Annotated in this window: 24 protein-coding genes; 11 read left to right on the plus strand and 13 right to left on the minus strand. The window is 68.1% G+C overall.

Features of this window, described 5'->3' with window-relative positions:
• Positions 1–11: 11 nt before the first annotated feature.
• A complete protein-coding gene (locus H0264_RS33560) occupies positions 12–1,304 on the minus strand; it encodes an NAD(P)/FAD-dependent oxidoreductase (RefSeq protein WP_181581258.1) in 1,293 nt (430 codons plus the stop codon).
• 113 nt (positions 1,305–1,417) lie between these two features.
• On the opposite strand from H0264_RS33560, the gene H0264_RS33565 reads away from it, so the two are divergent.
• Both H0264_RS33565 and H0264_RS33570 read left to right on the plus strand, forming a co-directional pair.
• Positions 1,418–2,275 carry a LysR family transcriptional regulator gene (locus H0264_RS33565; RefSeq protein ID WP_181581259.1) on the plus strand — a complete coding sequence of 286 codons (858 nt, stop codon included), beginning with the start codon at positions 1,418–1,420 and terminating at the stop codon, positions 2,273–2,275.
• Between the two features lie 62 nt (positions 2,276–2,337).
• The gene (locus H0264_RS33570) at positions 2,338–2,775 is read left to right on the plus strand and encodes a DUF1707 domain-containing protein (RefSeq protein ID WP_231084512.1); all 438 of its coding nucleotides are present in this window, start codon (positions 2,338–2,340) and stop codon (positions 2,773–2,775) included.
• A gap of 25 nt (positions 2,776–2,800) precedes the next feature.
• On the opposite strand, the gene H0264_RS33575 is transcribed toward H0264_RS33570, so the two are convergent.
• The 4 genes from H0264_RS33575 to H0264_RS33590 form a co-directional block, all read right to left on the minus strand.
• Positions 2,801–3,742, minus strand: a complete 942-nt coding sequence (locus H0264_RS33575; RefSeq protein ID WP_181581260.1) for an aminoglycoside phosphotransferase family protein — start codon at positions 3,740–3,742, stop codon at positions 2,801–2,803.
• A gap of 65 nt (positions 3,743–3,807) precedes the next feature.
• Positions 3,808–4,269 carry a hypothetical protein gene (locus H0264_RS33580; protein ID WP_181581261.1) on the minus strand — a complete coding sequence of 154 codons (462 nt, stop codon included), beginning with the start codon at positions 4,267–4,269 and terminating at the stop codon, positions 3,808–3,810.
• A gap of 91 nt (positions 4,270–4,360) precedes the next feature.
• Positions 4,361–4,807 (minus strand): hypothetical protein, encoded by a 447-nt coding sequence (locus tag H0264_RS33585; protein ID WP_181581262.1) that lies wholly within the window; start codon positions 4,805–4,807, stop codon positions 4,361–4,363.
• Between the two features lie 123 nt (positions 4,808–4,930).
• Positions 4,931–6,166 carry an FAD-dependent monooxygenase gene (locus tag H0264_RS33590; protein WP_181581263.1) on the minus strand — a complete coding sequence of 412 codons (1,236 nt, stop codon included), beginning with the start codon at positions 6,164–6,166 and terminating at the stop codon, positions 4,931–4,933.
• 74 nt (positions 6,167–6,240) lie between these two features.
• Here H0264_RS33590 and H0264_RS33595 point away from each other — a divergent pair, with 74 nt between their 5' ends.
• Positions 6,241–6,813, plus strand: a complete 573-nt coding sequence (locus H0264_RS33595) for a TetR/AcrR family transcriptional regulator (RefSeq protein ID WP_220139893.1) — start codon at positions 6,241–6,243, stop codon at positions 6,811–6,813.
• A gap of 204 nt (positions 6,814–7,017) precedes the next feature.
• Here H0264_RS33595 and H0264_RS33600 read toward each other — a convergent pair whose 3' ends face one another.
• Positions 7,018–8,163 carry a TfoX/Sxy family DNA transformation protein gene (locus H0264_RS33600; protein WP_181581264.1) on the minus strand — a complete coding sequence of 382 codons (1,146 nt, stop codon included), beginning with the start codon at positions 8,161–8,163 and terminating at the stop codon, positions 7,018–7,020.
• A 126-nt stretch (positions 8,164–8,289) separates the two neighbouring features.
• Positions 8,290–8,910 carry a TetR/AcrR family transcriptional regulator gene (locus H0264_RS33605; RefSeq protein ID WP_181581265.1) on the minus strand — a complete coding sequence of 207 codons (621 nt, stop codon included), beginning with the start codon at positions 8,908–8,910 and terminating at the stop codon, positions 8,290–8,292.
• A 132-nt stretch (positions 8,911–9,042) separates the two neighbouring features.
• Between H0264_RS33605 and H0264_RS33610 the strand changes: the two genes are divergently transcribed.
• Positions 9,043–9,486, plus strand: coding sequence for a MarR family transcriptional regulator (locus H0264_RS33610; RefSeq protein ID WP_181581266.1), 444 nt, complete (start codon positions 9,043–9,045; stop codon positions 9,484–9,486).
• Between the two features lie 80 nt (positions 9,487–9,566).
• The gene (locus H0264_RS33615; RefSeq protein WP_181581267.1) at positions 9,567–9,977 is read left to right on the plus strand and encodes a nuclear transport factor 2 family protein; all 411 of its coding nucleotides are present in this window, start codon (positions 9,567–9,569) and stop codon (positions 9,975–9,977) included.
• A 99-nt stretch (positions 9,978–10,076) separates the two neighbouring features.
• Here the strand turns inward: H0264_RS33615 and H0264_RS33620 are convergent, their stop codons facing one another.
• On the minus strand, positions 10,077–10,580 hold the full coding sequence (locus tag H0264_RS33620) for an OsmC family protein (RefSeq protein ID WP_181581268.1): 504 nt from the start codon (positions 10,578–10,580) through the stop codon (positions 10,077–10,079).
• Between the two features lie 57 nt (positions 10,581–10,637).
• On the opposite strand from H0264_RS33620, the gene H0264_RS33625 reads away from it, so the two are divergent.
• Positions 10,638–10,958: a hypothetical protein gene (locus tag H0264_RS33625; protein WP_181581269.1), complete on the plus strand. Its 321-nt coding sequence runs from the start codon at positions 10,638–10,640 to the stop codon at positions 10,956–10,958.
• Positions 10,959–11,042: 84 nt separating this feature from the next.
• Positions 11,043–11,360, plus strand: a complete 318-nt coding sequence (locus H0264_RS33630; RefSeq protein ID WP_181581270.1) for a PepSY domain-containing protein — start codon at positions 11,043–11,045, stop codon at positions 11,358–11,360.
• A 91-nt stretch (positions 11,361–11,451) separates the two neighbouring features.
• On the opposite strand, the gene H0264_RS33635 is transcribed toward H0264_RS33630, so the two are convergent.
• Positions 11,452–12,411 (minus strand): electron transfer flavoprotein subunit alpha/FixB family protein, encoded by a 960-nt coding sequence (locus H0264_RS33635; protein WP_181581271.1) that lies wholly within the window; start codon positions 12,409–12,411, stop codon positions 11,452–11,454.
• A gap of 38 nt (positions 12,412–12,449) precedes the next feature.
• Positions 12,450–13,235 (minus strand): electron transfer flavoprotein subunit beta/FixA family protein, encoded by a 786-nt coding sequence (locus H0264_RS33640; RefSeq protein WP_181581272.1) that lies wholly within the window; start codon positions 13,233–13,235, stop codon positions 12,450–12,452.
• A 191-nt stretch (positions 13,236–13,426) separates the two neighbouring features.
• Between H0264_RS33640 and H0264_RS33645 the strand changes: the two genes are divergently transcribed.
• From H0264_RS33645 to H0264_RS33660, 4 genes are all read left to right on the plus strand, one after another.
• Positions 13,427–14,209: a class I SAM-dependent methyltransferase gene (locus tag H0264_RS33645; RefSeq protein WP_231084507.1), complete on the plus strand. Its 783-nt coding sequence runs from the start codon at positions 13,427–13,429 to the stop codon at positions 14,207–14,209.
• The gene (locus H0264_RS33650) at positions 14,206–15,735 is read left to right on the plus strand and encodes a 1,4-alpha-glucan branching protein domain-containing protein (RefSeq protein WP_220139894.1); all 1,530 of its coding nucleotides are present in this window, start codon (positions 14,206–14,208) and stop codon (positions 15,733–15,735) included. The genes H0264_RS33645 and H0264_RS33650 overlap by 4 nt, the downstream gene beginning before the upstream one ends.
• Positions 15,732–16,994 (plus strand): glycosyltransferase family 4 protein, encoded by a 1,263-nt coding sequence (locus H0264_RS33655; protein ID WP_181581274.1) that lies wholly within the window; start codon positions 15,732–15,734, stop codon positions 16,992–16,994. Before H0264_RS33650 ends, H0264_RS33655 begins: the two co-directional genes overlap by 4 nt.
• A 69-nt stretch (positions 16,995–17,063) precedes the next feature.
• Complete coding sequence (locus H0264_RS33660) at positions 17,064–18,218, plus strand: serine hydrolase domain-containing protein (RefSeq protein WP_181581275.1); 1,155 nt, start codon at positions 17,064–17,066, stop codon at positions 18,216–18,218.
• A gap of 31 nt (positions 18,219–18,249) precedes the next feature.
• Here the strand turns inward: H0264_RS33660 and H0264_RS33665 are convergent, their stop codons facing one another.
• Genes H0264_RS33665 through H0264_RS33675 form a run of 3 tightly spaced genes read right to left on the minus strand, consistent with a single transcriptional unit; the run spans position 18,250 to position 20,794 of the window.
• Positions 18,250–19,017 carry a TetR/AcrR family transcriptional regulator gene (locus H0264_RS33665; protein WP_231084506.1) on the minus strand — a complete coding sequence of 256 codons (768 nt, stop codon included), beginning with the start codon at positions 19,015–19,017 and terminating at the stop codon, positions 18,250–18,252.
• Positions 19,014–19,904, minus strand: coding sequence for a LysR family transcriptional regulator (locus H0264_RS33670; protein WP_181581276.1), 891 nt, complete (start codon positions 19,902–19,904; stop codon positions 19,014–19,016). Before H0264_RS33670 ends, H0264_RS33665 begins: the two co-directional genes overlap by 4 nt.
• Complete coding sequence (locus H0264_RS33675) at positions 19,904–20,794, minus strand: LysR family transcriptional regulator (protein ID WP_181581277.1); 891 nt, start codon at positions 20,792–20,794, stop codon at positions 19,904–19,906. The genes H0264_RS33670 and H0264_RS33675 overlap by 1 nt, the downstream gene beginning before the upstream one ends.
• Positions 20,795–21,013: the final 219 nt, after the last annotated feature.

The following is a 21,013-nucleotide window of genomic DNA, read 5'->3' on the forward strand; positions in this document are numbered from 1 at the left end:
GTGTTACGTCGTTACGCAGCCCGTCGCTGCTCGTAAGCCGTTGGCGCGGCGGTCTTCTCGACCTCCTGGAACCCGGGCCGTCCGTGCCCGATGAACGCCACCAGCCAGGAGAACACCGCGGCGAACCGGTTGCGGAAGCCCACCAGGTAGAACAGGTGCACCGCCAGCCAGGTGAACCAGGCCAGCGTGCCGGTGAACTTGATCTGGTCGTTGATCTTGGTGACCGCGCTGAACCGGCTGATCACCGCCATGCTGCCCTTGTCCCAGTACTCGAACTCGCTGCCGGCCGGGCGCTTGCCGCGAATGATGTCGGCGACGAAGCGGCCCTCCTGCATGGCGACCGGCGACTGTCCCGGGTAGCCCTTCAGCGAGGTCATATCGCCGATGGCGAAGATGTCGGCGTGCCCGCCGACGGTGCAGTCCTGATTGATGAGCAGCCGTCCGGCGCGGTCGGTCTCACAGCCGGTCGCCTCGGCCAGGATCTTGGCGAATCCGCCGGCCTGCACGCCCGCCGACCACACCACGGTCTCGGCGGCAATGCCGCGCTCCATGCCGTCCTTGCTCTTGACGGTCACCTTGCCGACCTGGATATCGGTGACGAAGGTGTCCAGCAGCACGTCCACTCCGGACTTGCTGAGCGATTGCTTCGCGTACTCCGACAGCCCACCGCCGAAGGGCGGCAGCACCGCGCCCGCACCCTCGACCAGGGTCACCGAGATCTCCTGGTGGTAGTGCCGCTTGGAGAGTTCCTTCAACTGCCCGGCCACCTCGACGCCGGTCGCGCCCGCGCCCACGACGACGAAACTCAGCAGGCGACGGCGGGTTTCGAGGTCGACGGTGCGCGCCTGCTCGAAGACGTGCTCGATCTGCGCGCGCAGCCGCTTGGCGTCGTCGACGGTCTTGAGCGAGTAGGTCTTGTCGGCGAAATCGTCACGGCCGAAATAGGACTGGCTGGCACCGGTGGCGGCGATCAGCTTGCCGTATCGAATCTTGTGCTGCCCCTGAGCATCTTCGTAGGTCACAACCGCGGCGTCGGCGTCGATGGCGACGACCTTGCCCACGCGGGTCTGACCGTTCTTGTGGTGACGCAGGATGTTCGCGATCGGAGGAGCGATCTCCTCCGAGGCCAGCACACCCGTCGCTACCTGGTAGAGCAGCGGCTGGAACAGGTGTTCCGGCGTGCTCGAAATAAGGACGTACGGAACGCCGGACTTGTTCAACTGCTTCGCGGCCGCGAGACCGCCGAAGCCCGATCCGACGATGACGACATCTGTGGCTTCGATCCCCGAACCCGAGTACTGCATGACAGCTCCCTTCTGTCATGACTAACCGTGATTCGGAATGGGAATGTTCCAGGGGTCAGGGCGCATAATTAAGATGACTCTTATCTACATTGATCATGAATTGGAGAGGTGCCGTGGAGCTGCGACAACTGGCCTACTTCGTGGCCGTCTGCGAGGAGCTCAGCTTCAGCCGCGCCGCGACCCGGAGCTTCATCTCGCAGTCGGCGATCAGCCATCAGATCGCCCGGCTGGAGAAAGATCTTGGCGTCCCCCTCTTCGAACGCTCGACAAGATCGGTCGTACCCACCGACGCGACCACTCGGCTACTTCCCCTTGCGAAGCAAATGCTGAGCCTGGAATCCGCCATTCGCGCAGCTGTACGGGCTTCCGGGCCGCGCATTCGCCTCGCAGCCAATATGTCTTTCGCAACAAGATCACTGTCGGCCATCGCCGGAGCGCGCGAGGCGCATCCCGGGGCGGAGATCGAATTCGTCATCAAGCCATTCCGGCAGCGCATCCAGGCCGTCGCCGACGGGGACTGTGACCTTGCTCTCATCCGGGGCAGCGTGGACCAGCCGGGCCTCGAGGTGCGCAAGCTCTGGGTCGAGGATCTGGTCCTCGCCACCTCCACCTCGCACCCGCTCGCCGGGCGCGCGGAGGTGACGCTCACCGACCTGGCCGCCTATCCACTGCTGCTGCCACCGGAGTCGGATCAGGTGCTGCTGCACAATGTGGTGCGCGCGGCCTTCGCCGATCTGCCCACCGGGCCGGCCTACGGTCCACCCATCCCGCCGGACCACACCGCCACCATGGAACTCATCAATCGGCCCGACGCCTGGACCATTCTGTACGCGGACAGTCAGACCGAGGGCATCGCGACCCTGCGGCTCACCGGACATCCGCTGCGCGTACCGGTGTCGGCCGTGGTGCGCAGCGATCTCCGGCAGTCGCCGATCCTCACCACGCTGCTGGCGGCCCTGCACTCGGCGTAACCGGGCCCGCGCCTGCACAATTGGGCGGGCACGGCGGCTGCCGCCGACCTACGCTGGGCAGCGTGAGCCAGGAAGAAATGCGGGCCTCCGACGCCGACCGCGAGCAGATCGTCGCCCGGCTGAAAACGGCCATGGACGAGGGCAGGCTGACCCTGCACGAATTCGATGAGCGGCTGCAGCGGGTGTACTCGGCCCGGACCTACGGCGAACTCGCGCCGGTGCTGTCCGACCTGCCCGCGCAACGGGTTTCGCCGCCACCGGTCACCAAACCCAAGGGCTTCCCCACCTGGGTGAAGATCATGTGGACGCCGTGGGTGTTCGTGAACGCGCTGTGCCTGGTGATCTGGGCGGTCACCGGGGCCGGATACTTCTGGCCGATCTGGGTGGCCGCGCCGTGGGGTCTGGCGCTGCTCATCCCGACCACCATCGGCAGGCTGGTGGAGAACGACAATCACCGCAAACGCCAAGAGCGGCAGCGGAAACAGCTCGAACGGGGCTGATCGGGCCGAATTCCGGCCGAGCCGGTCAGACCAGGGCCTGCGCCACCGCCAGGTGCAGGCGCAGGTCCTCGGGCTCCTCGTCCTCGACGGCCCAGGAGATCTCCTCCATGGCGCGCATGAAAGCCCAGCCGCGCGCCCGCTCCGGATCGACGTCGAGCGCGGTCGCCGTGCGGTCGAGCACCGCGCGGGCGTGTTCGGGGGTGGGCCAGCTCTGCACCTGGATCATGGCGAGGAAACCGGCGTCGAAGGCCGCCTCGCCCAGGTACGCCTTGGGATCGATGAGCAGCCACGGTTCCCGTTCGGCCGCAACGATATTGCCCAGATGGGTATCACGATTGACCACCAGCAGCGGGCCGTCGGGCACCGCCAGCCGGACACACCACTGCGCCGCCCGGTCCAGCAGCCGGGACGGAATCACCTCCGCGAGTGCGGGTTCCGGGTCGACGAAGGTCATGGTCCAGTCGAGCACCATGTCCACCGCCTTCGGGAGCGGCGGAAAGTGCTGGGGCACAGCGACCGGTGCGCGGCGTAGTCGCCGGTACAGCCGGCACGCGAACTCGACCTTCTCGATATTGCGGGATTCGCCTTCGAGACTGGGGAATCCGGGCTGAGCCACCAGTTCGGTGCCGGGCCGCGCCCATTCGAGCAGCATGGCCCCGCTCGCGGGATCGTATTCGTACAGTTCGACCGCGCCGTCACCCGCATAGCAGTGCAGTCCGGTCGGCTCCGCCCGGTTCTCCGCGTCGACAATCGGAACCTTCAGCACCGCAACGGATTCGTCGGCCCGCCGCACCGGGGCCACATACGAGTGCGTGCCGCCGCCGAAGCCGTCGCCGATGATCGTCGATCCCCAAGCCGCGCAACGCTCCTCCACGAGAGCGGGCAACTCCTCCAGCCAGCGCTTTCCCCGCTCCCCGAATGCCCGCTCGATGATGTCGGCGACATTGCGCGGTAGTGAGATCGTCACCCTCCCAGCGTGCCCCACAGCAAACCGGACCGGCAACCCGGTATCTACGACACGCCCAGGGCAATTCAGCTCGCGGCCGGCTCCGGCGTTTCGTGCACCGTCCGCCACTGATAGGTGCGGCCGTCGGTGACCAGCACGCCGGTAACCCAACGCCGCGTGCGGATCTCACCGAGCCGGTTCTCCGCCGCGAACCGCACCACCAGCAGATTCCCGCTCCGCGCGATCTCCACCACCTCCGAAACCTCGATATCCAGCCCCGGCTGCAGATTCCGCGCCGACCACAATCCCGCCAGCAGCGTCTCCCGATCCACCGCCTGCCCCGTCGTCACCACCGACGTGAATCTCTCGTCCAGCGCAGCGGAAATCCGATCGAACACCTTCGGCAGCGCATCCGAACCCAGCCACTCGGCCAGATCCGAATGAAACGCCGCCACCACCCCCGCCAGATCGATCTCCAGCACCGCCTCGGCGGGCTCCGGCTCGACCGGCTCGGCCTGCCTGCGCCGCGGATCGAATCGACCACGCACCGCGCTACTCCCCTACCCCGCACAACACGCTCAGCACCGGCACAGCCTGCCCGAGCCCAGGCAGCACCGCAACCGGCTCGCGCACACCGGGTTACCGTCGGCGGCCCGCCACAGCGACGACGAGTGCGGCGACGGCGGCGACGGCGAAGAGGACGATGGAGACCGTGGCGGTGGTCGCGTAGATGGCCTGTTCGGTGCCGGAGACATGATTGTCACCGGTGAGCAGCAGGGCGAGCGGGACCAACTGCTCACTTGCGGAATCGTAGATGTTGCCGGTATCGGCTGCGCACCAGGCGAAGACGAGCAGGCCGGCATCGGCAAGCGCCAGCAGCCACCACGTACACCGTCGCCACCGGACCGGGCCCTGAGCCGTGGACAGCACCGCCGCTGTCATCAGCACCGTGATGATCACGGCCGCGCAGGCCCAGCCGTACGGCGTCAGCACCAGAATGATCAGTACCCAGCCAAAGCCCAGAAGCCGGATCCCCAGCGCCAGCAGCAGTACCAGAATCTGGCTGATGATCAGTCGTTTTCGCATGGTTTCCCCCCGGTTGCCCGCACCAGGTTTTCTGGCGCGCAACAACTCTCGCGAACCGCGAGGTCGGGGGGATGAGCCGAGACCCCCGGAAAACCGAGTAGTCCTACCGATAACGAACGTTCGCTACCGAGGCGGTTCCCAGGTCAGGGCCGAACGCAGGCTGTCCAGCATGGCGCTCGACGGGGTGCAGCGGATGATGGTGTCGCGCAGCAGGGTTGCGGGCGGAAAGGACCACTGGGCGACCTGACCAATCAGGTGCGAGCGGCGAGCGATGGCCTGGGTGCGCGGTCGGCGCAGAAGGTCGTACTCGGTCAGGGCCGCATCGAGTGAGCGGCCGTCGAGGACAGCGGCGAGGGTGACGGCATCCTCCAGAGCCTGATTGGCGCCCTGGCCCATATTCGGGGTCATGGCGTGGGCGGCATCGCCGAGGAGGGCGGCGCGCGGACGGATGAAGCTGTCCAGCGGAGGGAGGTCGTAGATGTCATGGCGGAGCACGGCATTCGGGGAGACGGCGGCCAGCAGGGCGGGGACGGGATCCGGCCAGTGCGCGAATCTGCGTTGCACCTCGGCGAATTCGTCGGCCGCGGTCCGTATGGCCATGCCGGTGTCGGTGGATTCCTGCCCGCCGGTGGCGGCTTCGACATCCGCGTGCTGGCCGGTCGCGGCCGCCGATCGGGAGCGCCGCTCGGCCGCGGGCACACTGGCGACGCCGAAGAGGTAGGCGCTGCCGTCCGCGAGCGGGGCTATGCCGAAACGTTCGCCGCGGCCCCAGATTTCGCCGCCGGCGGGGACGAAGTCGAGCGGTGCGGTGATCATGCGCCAGGCGGTGTAGCCGGCGTAGCGCGGGGCCTTCGCATCCGGCCACAGGGTGGCGCGGACCATACTGCGGATGCCGTCCGCGCCGATGATCAGGTCGGCCTCGGAGGTTCCGGCGGTGTGCTCGACTTTCACTGTGGCGGTGCGGGTGTCGATGCCGGTGACCGTGGTGGCGGCGCGCAGGCTGTCGGCGGGCAGCGCACCGGCCAGGATGGCGAACAGGTCGGCGCGGCGGACCACCACCACCGGGCCGTAGCGGCGGGCGAGCTCGGCGGTGTCGGTCTTGGACAGCCAGCGGCCGGAGCGATCACGGATGCCGGCCTCGGTCTCGATGTGCCCGGCGGCGCGGACCTTGTCGCCGACGCCCAGCGCGTCCAGGGCGCGCAGACCGTTGGTCCACAGGGAGATGCCCGAGCCGGACTCGCCGAATTCGGCGGCGCGTTCCAGCACCTCGACGTGGTGTCCACGCCGGGTCAGGGCGATGGCCGTCGCCAGGCCGCCGATGCCTCCGCCCACCACGATGGCCTTGCGGAATTCGCTCACGGTATCCTCCACTACAGCTGTAGTTCGTTGCTCACTACAGTTGTAGTTGACAAGGCCCGAGGAAGGAAGACCCTGTGACCGATGCCATCGACCGGCGGACGGTACTGGCCGACGCGGCCATCTCAGTCCTGGCCCGCACCGGACAGCGCGGCCTCACCCACCGGGCCGTCGATCAGGCCGCGGGACTACCGGAAGGCTCCTGCTCCAACCACTTCCGCACCCGCGAAGCCCTGCTCACCGCCGCCGTCGACCGCCTCACCGAAAGCGACCTCGCCGAACTCCCCACCGGCACAGCCGATCTCGACAATCCGGAACAAGTCGTCGAGCTGCTGTGCACCCTCCTGATGCACTGGCTCACCGTCGACCGCGACCACATGCTGGCCCGCTATGAACTCGCCCTGGAATCCACCCGACGCCCGGAGCTGCGAAAAACCCTGAGCGAGGCCGGATCCCGCTTCCGCGCCCTGGCCGCGAGCATCCTGGGACGCCTGGGCGCACCGAACCCGGAACAGCGCGCGCTCGCGTTCGTCGGTTGCCTGGACGGCCTGATCTTCGATCAACTGGCCGGCGCGGGTGCCCGCACCCCTGACGTCCAGGAACTCCGCGAAACTCTCGCCATCCTGCTCAACGGCTTCACCAGCCGCTGAATCAGCCCTGACGTCCGGGGCGGCTACTGGACTCGCGCGGCAATGTCGCCGACCCCACCCTCGTCATCCCGGCGCGCTTTTAGCCGGGATCGACACGGATAGCGTGCGTCGCCCTGTGGATCCCGGCCAAAAGCATGCCGGGATGACGGCGTGCCGCCGCTGATTTCGGCGGGCTGCCACTGCTTTCGGCTGGGCTGCCGCTGGTCAGCTCATGCGGGTGGGCTGCTGTCGGCCGCGCGGGCTGCGGCGAACGGGTGCTCGGTAGCGGGGGCGGTGGGCTGGGGGTTCGGCGGGCGCTTCGCCGAGTTGGGCGCGGAGTTCGCGGCGGCGCTCGGGGTCGATGAGGTGACGACTGCGGCGGGTGAGGGCGGCTTCCATCGCCCACAGCATGTCGAGGGTCAGGCCCTTCACCGACTCGTCGCGCATGCGGCGGTATGCCTCCACCGAACCGAGGGCGGCCAGGTCGTCGAGGGTGAACACCTCGGCGTGGGCCAGCATGGCGGCGGCCTCGGGGCCGAGTTCGTAGCCGGCGCCGGTCCATACGCGGACGTGCAGATGGGCGTCACCCCTGACCTTTTCGGCCTCTCGCCAGACGGCCTGACGCAGCGCGTCCGGATCGGCCGGGAGGCCGGAGCGGCCGAGCACCTGGGCGCGGGCCTGCCCGGCAACGCTCACCATCGGACGGAAACGCCGGAAGATCTGGATCTCGCCGTCGTGCCCGTAATCCCAGCGATCGAGGTAGGTGTAGTCGTTGCCGAACGGATTGCCGGTATCGAGCCGGGCCGCCTGCAATGCCCAGGCGCGGGCTTCATTCGGAGTGCTGGGAGTGAGGAAGAGCAGACCGCTGCGACGATCGATGCGGCCGCGATCCTCTCGTCGCGTGTGGTGGCCCTGCCACCAGCTGTCGAGCGCCTCGGGTTCCAGCGTGCGGTCCAGGCCGAAGGTGTGCCAGCGCACCGTGCCATCCGAATGCGACAGTGGCAGACGGGTTTTCAGCTGCCGGGCGAGGCGGTCGTCGACCGGGGTGCACCAGCCGGGCACCAGCACGATCGGATCGGCCGGGTCGGCGTCGAACGGGGTCGGGGTGAGGAACGGGCGGTCGATGAGCACCATGGTGCCCGGCCGCGCCTGATACGACAGCCCCCACAGCAGTCGCGAAAGCAGTTGCGCGCCACGATCATCCGACAGCACGTGCCAGGTGTCGTGAAAACGATTGGTGCTGAAGCGGGCGTCGGTCCCCGGGCGCAGGGTGATCACGGTGTGGACGCGACCGGGCGTCCGCACCAGGTGCCGGTGCAGTTTGAGGTTGTTGTCGATCGACCGCGCGGTGGCGGGGCGCTGTTGCTTCATCGCGTTCCATGACGCCACAGCGGGCTACCCGCCGACAACCGATTTTCCGGGCCCGCGGCGATCCGAACCACCTCGGGCTCGACCGCCTGCCCGGAAACCCATGGCCCACAATGCCGTTCGCCCCGGCTACGCAGACAGGCGCAGCGCCTCGGGGACGGCCGCGAAGGATTCGTGCAGACGCCTGACCAGCTCGGCGCGGCCGCCCTTGCCGTCACTGGCCACCCAGCCGCGCCCGGCGATGCTCCAGGCGGTGGTAGCCGTTTCGGCAAGGATGCGGGGGCGCAGATCACCGTCGGGGAGGGCGAGCTTGCGGGAAAGCTGTTCGACGACTTGCGCTTCCACGCCGGAGCGCGCGTAGGAGAGGTGTCCGAGCAGGCTGGGCGCGGTGATGACCAGCCGCCGGGTGGCGATGTAGCGCTCGTCCCAATCGGCGGGCAGTTCGGTGGCGGTGTCGACGAGGACGTCCCGCAGCGCCGCCAGGATGGATCCGGTGAACTCCCGCTCGGCCAGGGTGTCGAGATAGCCGGTCCAGAGCTCGGTTTCGGCCTCGATGGCCACGGCCTCCTTGGTGGCGAAGGCCCGGAAGAAGGTGCTGCGCGACACCTCGGCCGCGTCCACCAGTTCCTCCACAGTCGTTGCGGCGAAACCCTTCTCGGTGAACAGCCGGAGCGCGGCGTCGGCCAGAGCACGCCGGGTGCGGATCCGCTTGCGTTCGCGCAGTGGTAGCGCGCGGTCGTCGGTGGGCATGCCGGAATCCTAACGCGGGCTGAGCCTGAGACACGAAAGAACCTCGGTCGAAATTGGTACTTGCGTATTTTTGGTACTCAGTGTCAGTATTGTTCACATCACCGAGCACCACCTGATCGAGGAGAGATCGACATGAGCACCACCGCCCCCACCACCCTGAACCCGTCGATCGTCGGCCGCGCCGAGAAGCACCACAACGCCATCCTGAACCGCGCCCTGGCCGGGACCACCGTCGACGAAACCCAGTGGATCGTCCTGAACCAGGCGCTGGCCGCCGGCGCGCCGATCGACCCGGCCGCCCACATCACCCGCGTCGCGGCCATGACCCAGTGGAACCACGCCGATGTCGAAGCCGGCCTGGCAGCCTTGCTCGCCACCGGCCTCCTGCGCTCCCTGCCCACCGGCCAGGCCGAACCCACCGAAGCCGGCCGCGCGCTCGCCGCCCGCGTCCGCACCGAATCCACCGCGATCCTGCAGGCCGCCTACGGCACCGTCACCCCCGAGGACCTGGCCACCGCGGGCCGCGTCCTGGACACCATCACCGCCCGCATGGCCGAGGAATTGGCCCGCGCCTGAACACCGTTCGCCACCCCACTCCGGAAACCACCTGTGGCCCTGCGCATCTCCCGCAGGGCCACACACAGAGAGCGCCAACCATGTCGACGAACACCCAGACCACCGACCACCTGGAAATCACCAACCTGTTCGCCCGCTACGCGCACCTGCTCGACGAAAAGCGCTGGGACGACATCCACACCGTCTTCGCCCCCGACATTCGGGTCCACTCCCCCCGCACCCGAACCCAGGGCCTCGCCGATGTCACCGACTTCATCCGCCGCACCGAAGTCGACGGCGAACACACCCAGCACACCACCACCGACCTCCTGATCACCGTGACCGGCGACCAGGCCACCACCGCCGCCAACTCCCTCGTCTACTTCTTCCGCGCAGGCGAATCCCCCCACCAAACCAGCGGCCTCCGCCAAACCAGCACCCTCACCCGCACCCCGGAAGGCTGGCGCATCAACGAAATCCGAATCCACCTCGCCTGGACCCGCAAGGATTGACACCACCACAGCATGATCATCGGGACCTGGTGGCGGCATCGCCCGAGTGGCCTCCGCCATCAGGTCCCGGTGATCATCTGTCCAATCCCGGCCCGCGGGTCAGGGGCGGCGGATGCGGATTGTGGGTGGGGTGGCCAGGGATTGCCCCACCACGCAGTAGCGGTCGGTGGCCGTCGCGAGCTTGGACAGGGTGGCGTCGTCGGCATCGGTGTCGACGGTGAAGGTGAGGACCAGGTCCTGGACGCCGATCGGGGCCGCGCGGTCGACGCCCAGGGTTCCTCGGGCGTCGAAGAAGCCCTCGGCTATTCCGTCGACCGAACGCAGGTGGATGCCGAATGCTGTTGCGACCGAATGCAATGTGACGCCCGCGCAGGCGAGTAGCGCCTCGAGCAGCATGTCGCCGGAACAGGCGTCCGAGCCGTCACCGCCGGTGGCGCGGTGCAGGCCCGCGCGGCTCACGCCGGCGAACTGGTCCACGTCGAAGGTGAGGCCCGGTGACGCGATTCGACCGGTCGCCCGCAGCGGGGTGCGTGCGGACTCGGGGTGGTGGCGGTACTGCTCCTTCAGCGGCGCCTGGGCGGCGCGCAATTCGGTCGCGTCCATGACCTGACGTTAGTCCAGTGCGGTTTCAACCACCGTTCCCGGGGATATGCTGAACGTATGCCTCCCACTCCAGGATGGGTCAGGCTGAACCGCTTTGCCGCCTGGTCAGCCTACCTTTGCGCACTGGTTGCTTCGGCAACGCTGGCAATGGCCCTCACGGCCGTCGGCTCCGGACATACGCAGCACGCCGTGATTGCCGGGATCATCTGCGCTGTGACCGCCTTCGCCGGGTTCACGATCATGATCGCCACCTGGCACCACGACACCCACATTCACCACAATGTCCCCAGTCTGCTCAATGACACCTGGGAACGCACGCCGCCCTTCGCCCGCAGACGGGGCAGGCCGGTCGGTATCGAAACCGCTCGCAGACACTGACTTCCCGGCGCCGCGCATAGTGCGGCGAATCGGTGGTAATGCCTGGCAAAAGATCAGCACCACCGAACGGGAAGGAGCACCACCATGACGGTCCACAGCCATCGCGGCACACGGACCCTGCGCCGCTTCGCCTTCGGCGCGTTCTTCGCCGCCGCCACCGCCACGGGCGCTGCCGCGCCGGTCCTCGCCGCGCCCACCGTGCAGGCCGCGGTCGACGAGCAGGAGGCCATGGAAGCCGCGCGGCACGCCCTCCAGGGCGCCACCGTGCAGTCGGTCGAACTCGAGATGTCCAGCGGCTCCCCGAAGTGGGAGGTCGAAGTCGCCACCCGCACCGGCGGTGAGTACGAGGTCGAGGTGGATGCCATGAACGGCATGATCCTGTCCATCGAGCAGAGCGCGTGACCCCGGCCGAAGAATTCGTAACCCCGAAAAGCAGTGACCCCCGGCCGTTTCCGGCCGGGGGTCACCGAATTGCGCTCAGCGCGAGGGGTTTCTAGCCCTTGTGGGCCTTGACCGCCTCGGTCAGCTGCGGGGCGACATTGAACAGGTCGCCGACGATGCCGTAGTCGCTGATCTCGAAGATCGGGGCCTCTTCGTCCTTGTTGACGGCCACGATGGTCTTCGAGGTCTGCATGCCGGCGCGGTGCTGGATGGCGCCGGAGATGCCGAGGGCGATGTACAGCTGCGGGGAGACCGTCTTACCGGTCTGACCGACCTGGAACTGGCCCGGGTAGTAGCCCGAGTCGACGGCGGCGCGGGAAGCGCCGACGGCGGCACCGAGGGCGTCGGCCAGCGGCTCGACGACCTTGCCGAAGTTCTCGGCCGAGCCGACGCCGCGGCCACCGGAGACCACGATCGCGGCCTCGGTGAGCTCGGGGCGGTCGCCACCGACATTGGGCTCACGGGAGACGACCTTGACGACGCCCTCTTCCTGAGCCGGGACCTCGACGGCGACCTTCTCGCCGGCGCCGGCGGCCGGGGCGGCCTCGATGGCGCCGGGGCGCACCGAGATCACCGGCACGTCGCCGGTGGCCTTGGCGGCCACGGTGAACGCGCCACCGAAGATGGAGTGCTGCACCGAGCCGTCGGCGTCGACCGCGATGGCGTCGACCAGCAGGCCGGAGCCGATGCGGGCGGCGAGGCGGCCCGACACCTCCTTGCCCTCGGCGGTGGCGGCGACCAGGATCGCGGCCGGGGAGGCGGACTCGGACAGGCCGGCCAGGACGTCGACCTTGGGGGTCACGAGGAAGCCCTCGGCGTCGTCGGACTCGGCGACGTAGATCTTCTCGGCGCCGGCGGCGGCCAGCGCGTCACCCAGCTTGTCGGCGGTGCCGGGGGCGGCGACCACGACGGCGGCCGGGGTGCCCAGCGCGCGAGCGGCGGTGAGGAGTTCGGTGGTGACCTTCTTGGGCGCACCTTCTGCGTGCTCGACGAGCACCAGTACTTCAGCCATTGTTTTCTTCTCCTGAAAGTCGTTGGGCCCGAGGCGAATTAGATGATCTTCTGACCGACCAGGTAGGTGGCGATCTGGTTGCCGCCCTCACCCTCGTCGACGATCTTCTCGCCCGCGGTGCGCGCCGGCTTCGGGGTCACGCCGGTCACCTGGGTGCCGGCGTTCGCAACACCCACGGTGTCCGGGTCGACGCCCAGGTCCGCGAGGGTGAAGGTCTGAACTTCCTTCTTCTTGGCGGCCATGATGCCCTTGAAGGAGGGGAAGCGCGGCTCGTTGATCTTCTCGGTAACCGAGACGATGGCCGGCAGCGAGGCCTCGAGCTTGAACACGCCTTCGTCGGTCTCGCGCTCGCCGGAGATGCGGTCGCCGTCGACGGTCAGCTTGCGCAGGTGGGTCAGCTGCGGCAGGCCCAGGTACTCGGCGACGATGGCCGGCACGGCGCCCGCGCGACCGTCGGTGGCCTCGTTGCCCGCGATGACCAGCTCGACGCCCTCGATCTGGCCGAGAGCGGCGGCCAGGATGTAGGCGGTCTGGACGGCGTCGGAGCCGTGGATGGCGTCATCCTGGATGTGGATGGCCTTGTCGGCGCCCATGGACAGCGCCTTGCGGATGGCCTCAGTGGTACGCGCCGGGCCCGCGGCCAGGACGGTGACCTCGCCGCCCTGCGCCTCCTTGATCAGCAGCGCTTCTTCGACGGCGCGCTCGTTGATCTCATCGAGGATGGCGTCGGCGGCCTCGCGGTCGAGGGTGTAGTCCCCATCGGACAGCTTGCGCTCGGACCAGGTGTCCGGGACCTGCTTGATCAGTACGACGATGTTCGGCATGGGTCTTCGTCGACCTCCTGTTCTGGTGGCACGTGGGTGGCGGTCGCACGATCGGTTGGCCGTACGTCCACAAGTAGCTCGCGCTGGAGATTACCCTACGTTAAGTTACTCATGGGTAACTTAGGCTGTGATGTTCTCCATCACCCGATCCGGCTGCCGCTGTGATATTGGCAACCGCTAACGTCGATGCGGTGAGCGATGCCGTCTTTGCCCCCGAAAACCACACCGATCCCCTGCCGTTGACCGGTGAGCGCACGGTGCCCGGTATCGCCGAGGAGAACTACTGGTTCCGGCGTCACGAAATCGCTTACGCGCGATTGCTGGAACTGTGCGAAGGCAAGACCGTGCTGGAGGCCGGTTCCGGAGAGGGCTACGGGGCCAACATGATCGCGGGCGTGGCCGAGCGCGTGATCGGACTGGACTACGACGATTCCGCCGTCGCCCATGTGCGCGCCAAGTACCCGCGCGTGGAAATGGTGCAGGGCAATCTGGCCGACCTGCCGCTGGAGGACAACTCCGTCGATGTGGTCGTGAATTTCCAGGTGATCGAACACCTTTGGGATCAGGCGCAGTTCCTGCGGGAGTGCCTGCGGGTGCTGAAGCCGGGCGGGAAGCTGCTGATCAGCACGCCCAACCGGATCACCTTCTCTCCCGGGCGGGACACGCCGCTGAACCCCTTCCACACGCGTGAGCTCAATGCCGCGGAGATGGATGAGCTGCTCGTCGAGGCCGGGTTCGCGGTCGAGGTCATGAGCGGTGTCTTCCATGGCGCGAATCTCGTTGCGCTGGACGAGAAGTGGGGCGGGTCCATCATCGACGCGCAGATCGCGCGGGCCATCGCCGGTGAGCCGTGGCCCGCCGACCTGGCCGCCGATGTGGCCGCGGTGAGCATCGACGACTTCGATCTGTTGAATGCCGCCGAGAAGGACATCGACGCCAGCCTCGATCTGGTGGCCATCGCGGTGAAGCCGTGAGCGAGAAGTCCACTGTGCCAGGCCAGTTCACGCTGGTCCTGCATTCGCATCTGCCGTGGCTGGCGCATCACGGGCGCTGGCCGGTCGGTGAGGAATGGCTCTACCAGTCGTGGGCCGCGTCCTACCTGCCCGTCGCCAAGGTGCTGAGAACCCTTGCGGCCGAAGGGCGGACGAACCTGCTCAGCCTGGGCATCACGCCCGTGCTGGCGGCGCAGCTGGATGATCCGCACTGCCTCGAGGGCATGCATCACTGGCTGGGCAACTGGAAACTGCGCGCCGACGAAGCCTCGATGGCGGGCAATGTGGCGCTGGGCAGCCACGAACATCGGCTCGCCACAGCGGCTTTGGCGGATTTCGAACAGCGCTGGATGCACGGCGCGTCGCCGGTGTGGCGGGAGCTCATCGACGCGCAGGCCATCGAACTGCTGGGCGGGCCGCTCGCGCATCCGTTCCAGCCGCTCACCGATGCGCGCATGCGCGGCTACCAGCTGAGCGAGGGACTCGCCGATGCCCGGCATCGCTGGGGCAACACGCCCGGCGGCATCTGGGCGCCCGAATGCGGCTTCACGCCCGGCATGGAGCGGACCTACGACACGGTCGGCATCACGCATTTCATGTGCGACGGCCCCGCGCTGCGCGGCGACACCACCCTCGGACGACCCGTGTGGGACTCCGATGTCGTGGTGTTCGGACGCGATCTGCACGTGAGTTACCGGGTGTGGTCGCCGAAATCCGGGTATCCGGGGCAGCCCTACTACCGTGATTTCCATCACTATGATCACGCCACCGGGCTCAAACCGGCGCGCGTCACAGGCAAAACCGTTGCCGGTCCCGACAAGGCCCCTTACGACCCGGCACTGGCCGCGGCGGCCGTCGAGAAGGATGTCGCCGACTTCGTGGCGACCGTGCGGGAACGGCTCATCAGCGAGTCCGAGCGCATCGGCCGGCCCGCCCTGGTGGTGGCCGCCTTCGACACCGAACTGTTCGGCCACTGGTGGCACGAGGGCCCGCAATGGCTCGAGCAGGTGCTGCGCGCCCTGCCCGAGGCCGGGGTCACCGTGGGCACGCTCGCCGACGCTCGCGCCCGCGGCTACGTGGGCGAACGCGTCGAACTGGCCGACTCGTCCTGGGGCTCGGGCAAGGACTGGCGGGTGTGGGCCGGGGATCAGGTCGCGGATCTGGTCGAGCTCAATGCCGATATCGTGCGGCTCGCGCTGGACACCCTCGACAAGATGCGCACCGATGCGGACGGGCTGCGCGATCCGGTCGCCGACCAGCTGCTGCGCGAGGCCATCCTGACCATTTCCAGCGACTGGGCGTTCATGGTGTCCAAGGATTCGGCCGCCGGATACGCGCGTGACCGAGCCCATGAACACGCGCACGCCGTGCGCGAGATCGCCGCGGCGATCTCCGGCGGGCAACTCGCCAAAGCACGGCAGTTGGCGGCAGGATGGAACGCGGCCGACGGACTCTTCCCCGCGCTCGACGCGCGCAGGCTCGGCCCCGCTTCAGAAGGACCCCAATGAAGATTTTGATGGTGTCGTGGGAGTACCCACCCGTCGTGGTCGGCGGGCTGGGCCGCCATGTCCATCACCTGGCCACCGAACTGGCCGCGGCCGGCCACGAAGTCGTGGTGCTCGCGCGACGGCCCATGGGCACCGACGCCAGCACACATCCGACGCATTCGTTCGTCGAGGACGGCGTGCTCGTGGTCGCCGTCGCCGAGGACGCGCCCTGCTTCGACTTCGGCGAGGACATGCTGGCGTGGACCCTCGCCATGGGCCACGCCATGGTGCGCGCCGGAATCGCGCTGGCCAAGCCCGGAATCGGCGAAGGCTGGACGCCGGATGTGGTGCACGCCCACGACTGGCTGGTCGCGCACCCGGGCATCGCGCTGGCCGAGTTCTACGATGTGCCACTGGTTTCCACCATTCACGCCACCGAGGCCGGACGGCACAGCGGCTGGGTGTCGGGCCGGGTGAACAAGCAGGTGCACTCGGTCGAATGGTGGCTGGCGCACGAATCCGATGCGCTCATCACCTGCTCGGAATCGATGAAGGACGAGGTCGAGCGGCTCTACCAGCCCGACCGAACGCCGATCACGGTGATCCGCAATGGCATCGATGTCGGCTCGTGGACCTTCCGCGAGCGCGCGCCGCGCTCCGGGCCGCCGCGGCTGCTGTATGTCGGGCGGCTGGAATACGAGAAGGGCATCCAGGACGCCATCGCCGCGCTGCCGCGAATCCGCAAGGCGCATCCGGGAACCACGCTCACCGTCGCGGGCATCGGCACCCAATTCGATTGGCTGCGTGAGCGGGCCCGCACGCACCGGGTCGCGCGCGCCGTGAATTTCGTCGGCCGCCTGGACCATACGGATCTGCTGGGCTGGCTGCACAGCGCCGACGCCGTGGTGCTGCCCAGCCGCTACGAGCCGTTCGGCATCGTGGCACTGGAAGCGGCGGCCGCGGGCACGCCGCTGGTCACCTCGAATGCCGGTGGCCTCGGCGATCTGGTCACCGATGGCGTCACCGGGGCGTCCTTCGAACCCGCCGACGTGAACGGGATCGTGGACGCCGTCTGCTCGGTGCTCGATGATCCGGCCGCCGCGCAGGAGCGTGCGTGGGCCGCCCGCGAGCGGCTGACCGCCGACTTCGCGTGGGATGTGGTGGCGCAGGAGACCGCGCTGGTCTACCAGCAGGCCAAGCGGCGGGTGCGCAATCCGCTGGGCCGTCCGGTCATCGTGGAACGCCCACTGCCGGAACGGGATCCGAACCAGCCGTACTGACCCCGGGGTCGGAAGATCTTTTTCACGCAATCCTTGGGCCCCGAATTGGAACGTGTTCTAATTCAGGGCATGAGTTCCGTGGTGGAGGGTCGGGCGGATCCGGCGTTCCGGGGAGTCCGGGACGTCTTCGAAGCGAGCCTGGCCGCCGGTGACGACATCGGCGGCGGGGTCGCGGTATTCGTCGGCGGACGACCCGTGGTGGACCTGTGGGGCGGCATCGCCGACCCGCGCACGGGGCGGGCGTGGGTGAAAGACACACCGTGCGTGGTCTTTTCATCCACGAAGGGGATCACGGCGACGGCGGCGCTGATGGTGCTCGAACGGTGCGGACTGGATCCCGGGCAGCCGGTGACCGACTGGTGGCCCGAATACGGTGCGGCCGGAAAGGAATCCACCACCACGGCGGATCTGTTCACGCACCGCGCCGGTCTGCCCCTGTTCGATCGGCCGGTCAGCGCCGCCGAGGCGGCAGACCCGTGGCGCATGGCGGAACTGCTCGCCGCGCAGGCGCCGGTCTGGCAGCCCGGCGCCCAGCACGGCTATCACGCACTGACTTTCGGCTGGCTGCTCGCCGAACTCGTCCGCCGCCACACCGGCATGACCGTGGGCGACTTCATCCGCCGCGAAATCGGCGCCGACCTCCACATCGGCGCGCCCGCACCGATGATCGCGGCCGCCGCCCGACTCCTCTGGCCCCCGGCAGCGGAACGGCGGTGGGCCGCCGCAGCGCCCCCGCTCGATGCCACCACGGTCGCGGGAATGGCTGCGGCATACCGGGATCCGTCGTCCCTGGTAATGCGCGCGTCCACCAATCCCGCGGGTTCCTACCACGATCCGGAGGTGCTCGCCGGCGGCTGGCCCGCCACCGGAGCGGTGACCACACCGCGCGCCCTGGCCGCCTGCTACCGCGATCTGGTCGGCGGCTCCCTGATCACCCCGCAACTGCTGCGCGAAGCCACCCGCGAGCACGTCCGCGGCACCGACACGGTGCTCCTGCTCGAAAGCGCCTTCGGCCTCGGCTACACGCTCCCCGCACAGAACATGGTCGTCCCGAATACGGCCCGCCCCTTCGTCTTCGGCCACCCGGGCGCGGGCGGATCGATCGGCCTGGGGGATGTCGAGAACCAGGTGGCCATCGGCTACATCCCCAATATGCGCCGCGACTGGCTCTCCGGCGACCGCCGCGCCTACCGGCTCATCGAGGCCGTCTACGCCGCGCTCTGAGCAGTCACGAGATCAACTGCCCGTCACGAAATCAGTTGGCGGTCAGTCGAAGTTGCAGACCGTCGAGGATGCGCTCCAGCCCGTACTCGAATTTCGCGTCGCGGATGGCTTCGGGCGCTACCTCCGCTCGAGCCGCAATCGATTCCGCGAGCCGCGGATGCTCGTGGGCGAGGCGGTCGAGGTGGGGCCACAGCTCGGCCGTCCATTCGCGTTCGCCGCGCCCACTTTGCGCGACCTTGCCGAGCCACGCCGCCTCACCGACCCCCATGCCGACCACGTAACCGATCACGGCGGCCAGGGCGGAGTCGGTCTCCGCGCGCGGGTACCCGGCGATGTCGAACGCCTGGATCAGACTCTCCTTGAACCGCAGCACATTCGGGCCGAGATAGAGCAGCCCGACGCTGGGCAGGGCCGCCGACACCCAGCGGTGCCGCAGAATCATGGCCCGCATGCTCTGTGCGCTCGCGGCCACCGCGTCACGCCAGCCCTCCGGGTCGAGACAGTAGGGCACCTCGATCTCCCGATAGACCTCGTCCACCGCCAGCTCGATGAGTTCCTCCCGGCTGGCCACATGCCGGTACACGGAAGTGGCACCGGCTTGCAGCCGCAGCCCCAGCGCCCGCATGCTCAGCGCCTCGATGCCCTCCGCATCCATGAGCAGGATCGCCTCGGTCACAATGCGTCCCAGGGTCAGGGCGGGTCGTTCACGACGCTGCCGGGGCCGAGTCCACACCGACAGACTCGGTTCGGACAAGCTCGGCTTCTCCCCCGGATCGCCACGACGCCCCACTGTGCTCACAGCTCCATAATGCCCAACTCGCGAATCACGTTCGCCAGGCCCCGGATCCGTTCGTCCTCGGCGTCCGAACGCCAGACCAGACCCCAGTGCAATCGGGAGTTGTCCGCGATGGGCAGGCGGACGATGTCCGGGCGAACGGCGAATCGGCTGACATGCATACCGATCGGGTGCACCGCTTCTCCGGAGCCCACGGCCGTGAGGATGTCCTCGATATTCCCGATCGAGACGAGCCGCTCCACCTGACGGCCCGACGGCGTGCGGGACGGTTGGAAGGCGTGCTCCCAGTAATCGGGAACGAAACCGGCCGCCGTGGTCGTGGGATAGTCGCCGATGGCCTCGCCGGAAACCCACTTCTCCTCGGCGAGTGGATGATCGGCGGACACCTGCAACACGCGCCCCTCGCTGAACAGCACCGGCCCGGTGGTCAGGTCCGGTTCCTCGATGGGGAGCCAGGCCACCAGGGCGTCGATCTCGCCACGACGCACCGGGCCGAACGGGTCGATGAAGTTGTTGTGCCGAATCTGCAAGCCCCACTGCGGATATCGGGCTCGAAACGCCTCCCAGAACGGCCGCAGCTCATACCCGTTCAGTGAGACCATGCCGATCCGCAGCACGGAGGTCTTGCCCTGGGCCGTCATTCGGGCCCGGGCGATGCTCTGGTGCAGGCTGCGGTAGACGGGCCGGAGATCGTCGCGCAGTTGCTCGCCGACCGGGGTCAGTCTCACCGTGCGGCTGGTCCGTTCGAACAGGTCCGTGCCGACATTGCGCTCCTGCTTCTTGATCGCCTGCGAGATCCGCGCCGGGGAGACGTGCAGCCGTTCGGCGGTGCGGCCGAAATGCAGTTCCTCGGCCAGCGTCAGGAAGATCTCGATATCGCGGAGCTCCACTACAGCGCCGCCGGTCCAAGCTCCCGGATGATGTCGGCGAGCGCGCGAATGCGGGCGTCCTCGGCCTCGGAGCGCCAGACCATCGCCCAGTGCAGCAGCGGGCCGTCGTGGATCGGGATGTGGGTGATGTCGGGGCGGACCTGGAAGCGGCCGGCGTGCTCGCCGAACGGATTCACGATGTCGCCGACGCTGACCGCGGTGAGGATGTCGTCGAGATTGGTGACCAGGACGCTCTTGTCGACGGGACGGCCGGACGGGGTCTGGCCCGGTACGCACTCGTCCTCCCAGTAGTCGGGGATGGCGTCACCCGCCGTCACCGTCGAGTAGTTGCCCAGTGTCTCCCAGGACACCCACTTCTCCTGGGCGAGTTCGTGATCGACGGAGACCTGGAGGATTCGGGGTTCGCTGAACAGCACCGGTCCCACGGTCAGGTCGGGCTCCTGCACCGGCAGCCAGGCGACCAGGCCGTCGATCTCGCCACGACGCAGCGAGGTGAACGGCTCCAGGAAGTTGCTGTACCGAATTTGCAAGCCCCACTGGGGATATCGGGCACGAAAGGCTTCCCAGAACGGCCGCATCTCGTAGGCGTTGATCGAGATCATCCCGATCTTCAGGACATCGGTCTTGCCCTGCGCCGCCAACCGCGCCCGGGCGATGCCCTGATGCAGATTCTGATAGACCGGGGCGAGGTCGTTGCGCAGCTGTTCGCCGACCAACGTCAATTTCACTGCGCGACTGGTGCGTTCGAAGAGCTCCGCGCCTACCGTGCGCTCCTGCTTCTTGATCGCCTGCGAGATTCGCGCCGGGGAGACATGCAGGCGTTCGGCCGTGCGCCCGAAATGCAGTTCCTCCGCGAGCGTCAGGAAGATCTCGATATCCCGTAACTCCACGCCGTCTTCCTCCACGCCTCACACAACCGGACGAGATTAGCGCACAGTGTGCGCATGTGCGAACGGTGAGCGCACCAGGGTTCGTGAAGCGATTCGTAAACCTCTGGGTTAACCGGCGTTTCGATCTTCGCCATTGTTCCTACCTGCACGAATACCGATGCTTATTACAGCGCCGACACCGGGGTCGGCGGATTTCGGACACAGATCACAGTTCCTACC

Origin of the sequence: Nocardia huaxiensis, assembly GCF_013744875.1 — a bacterium.
Classification (GTDB): Bacteria; Actinomycetota; Actinomycetes; order Mycobacteriales; family Mycobacteriaceae; genus Nocardia; species Nocardia huaxiensis.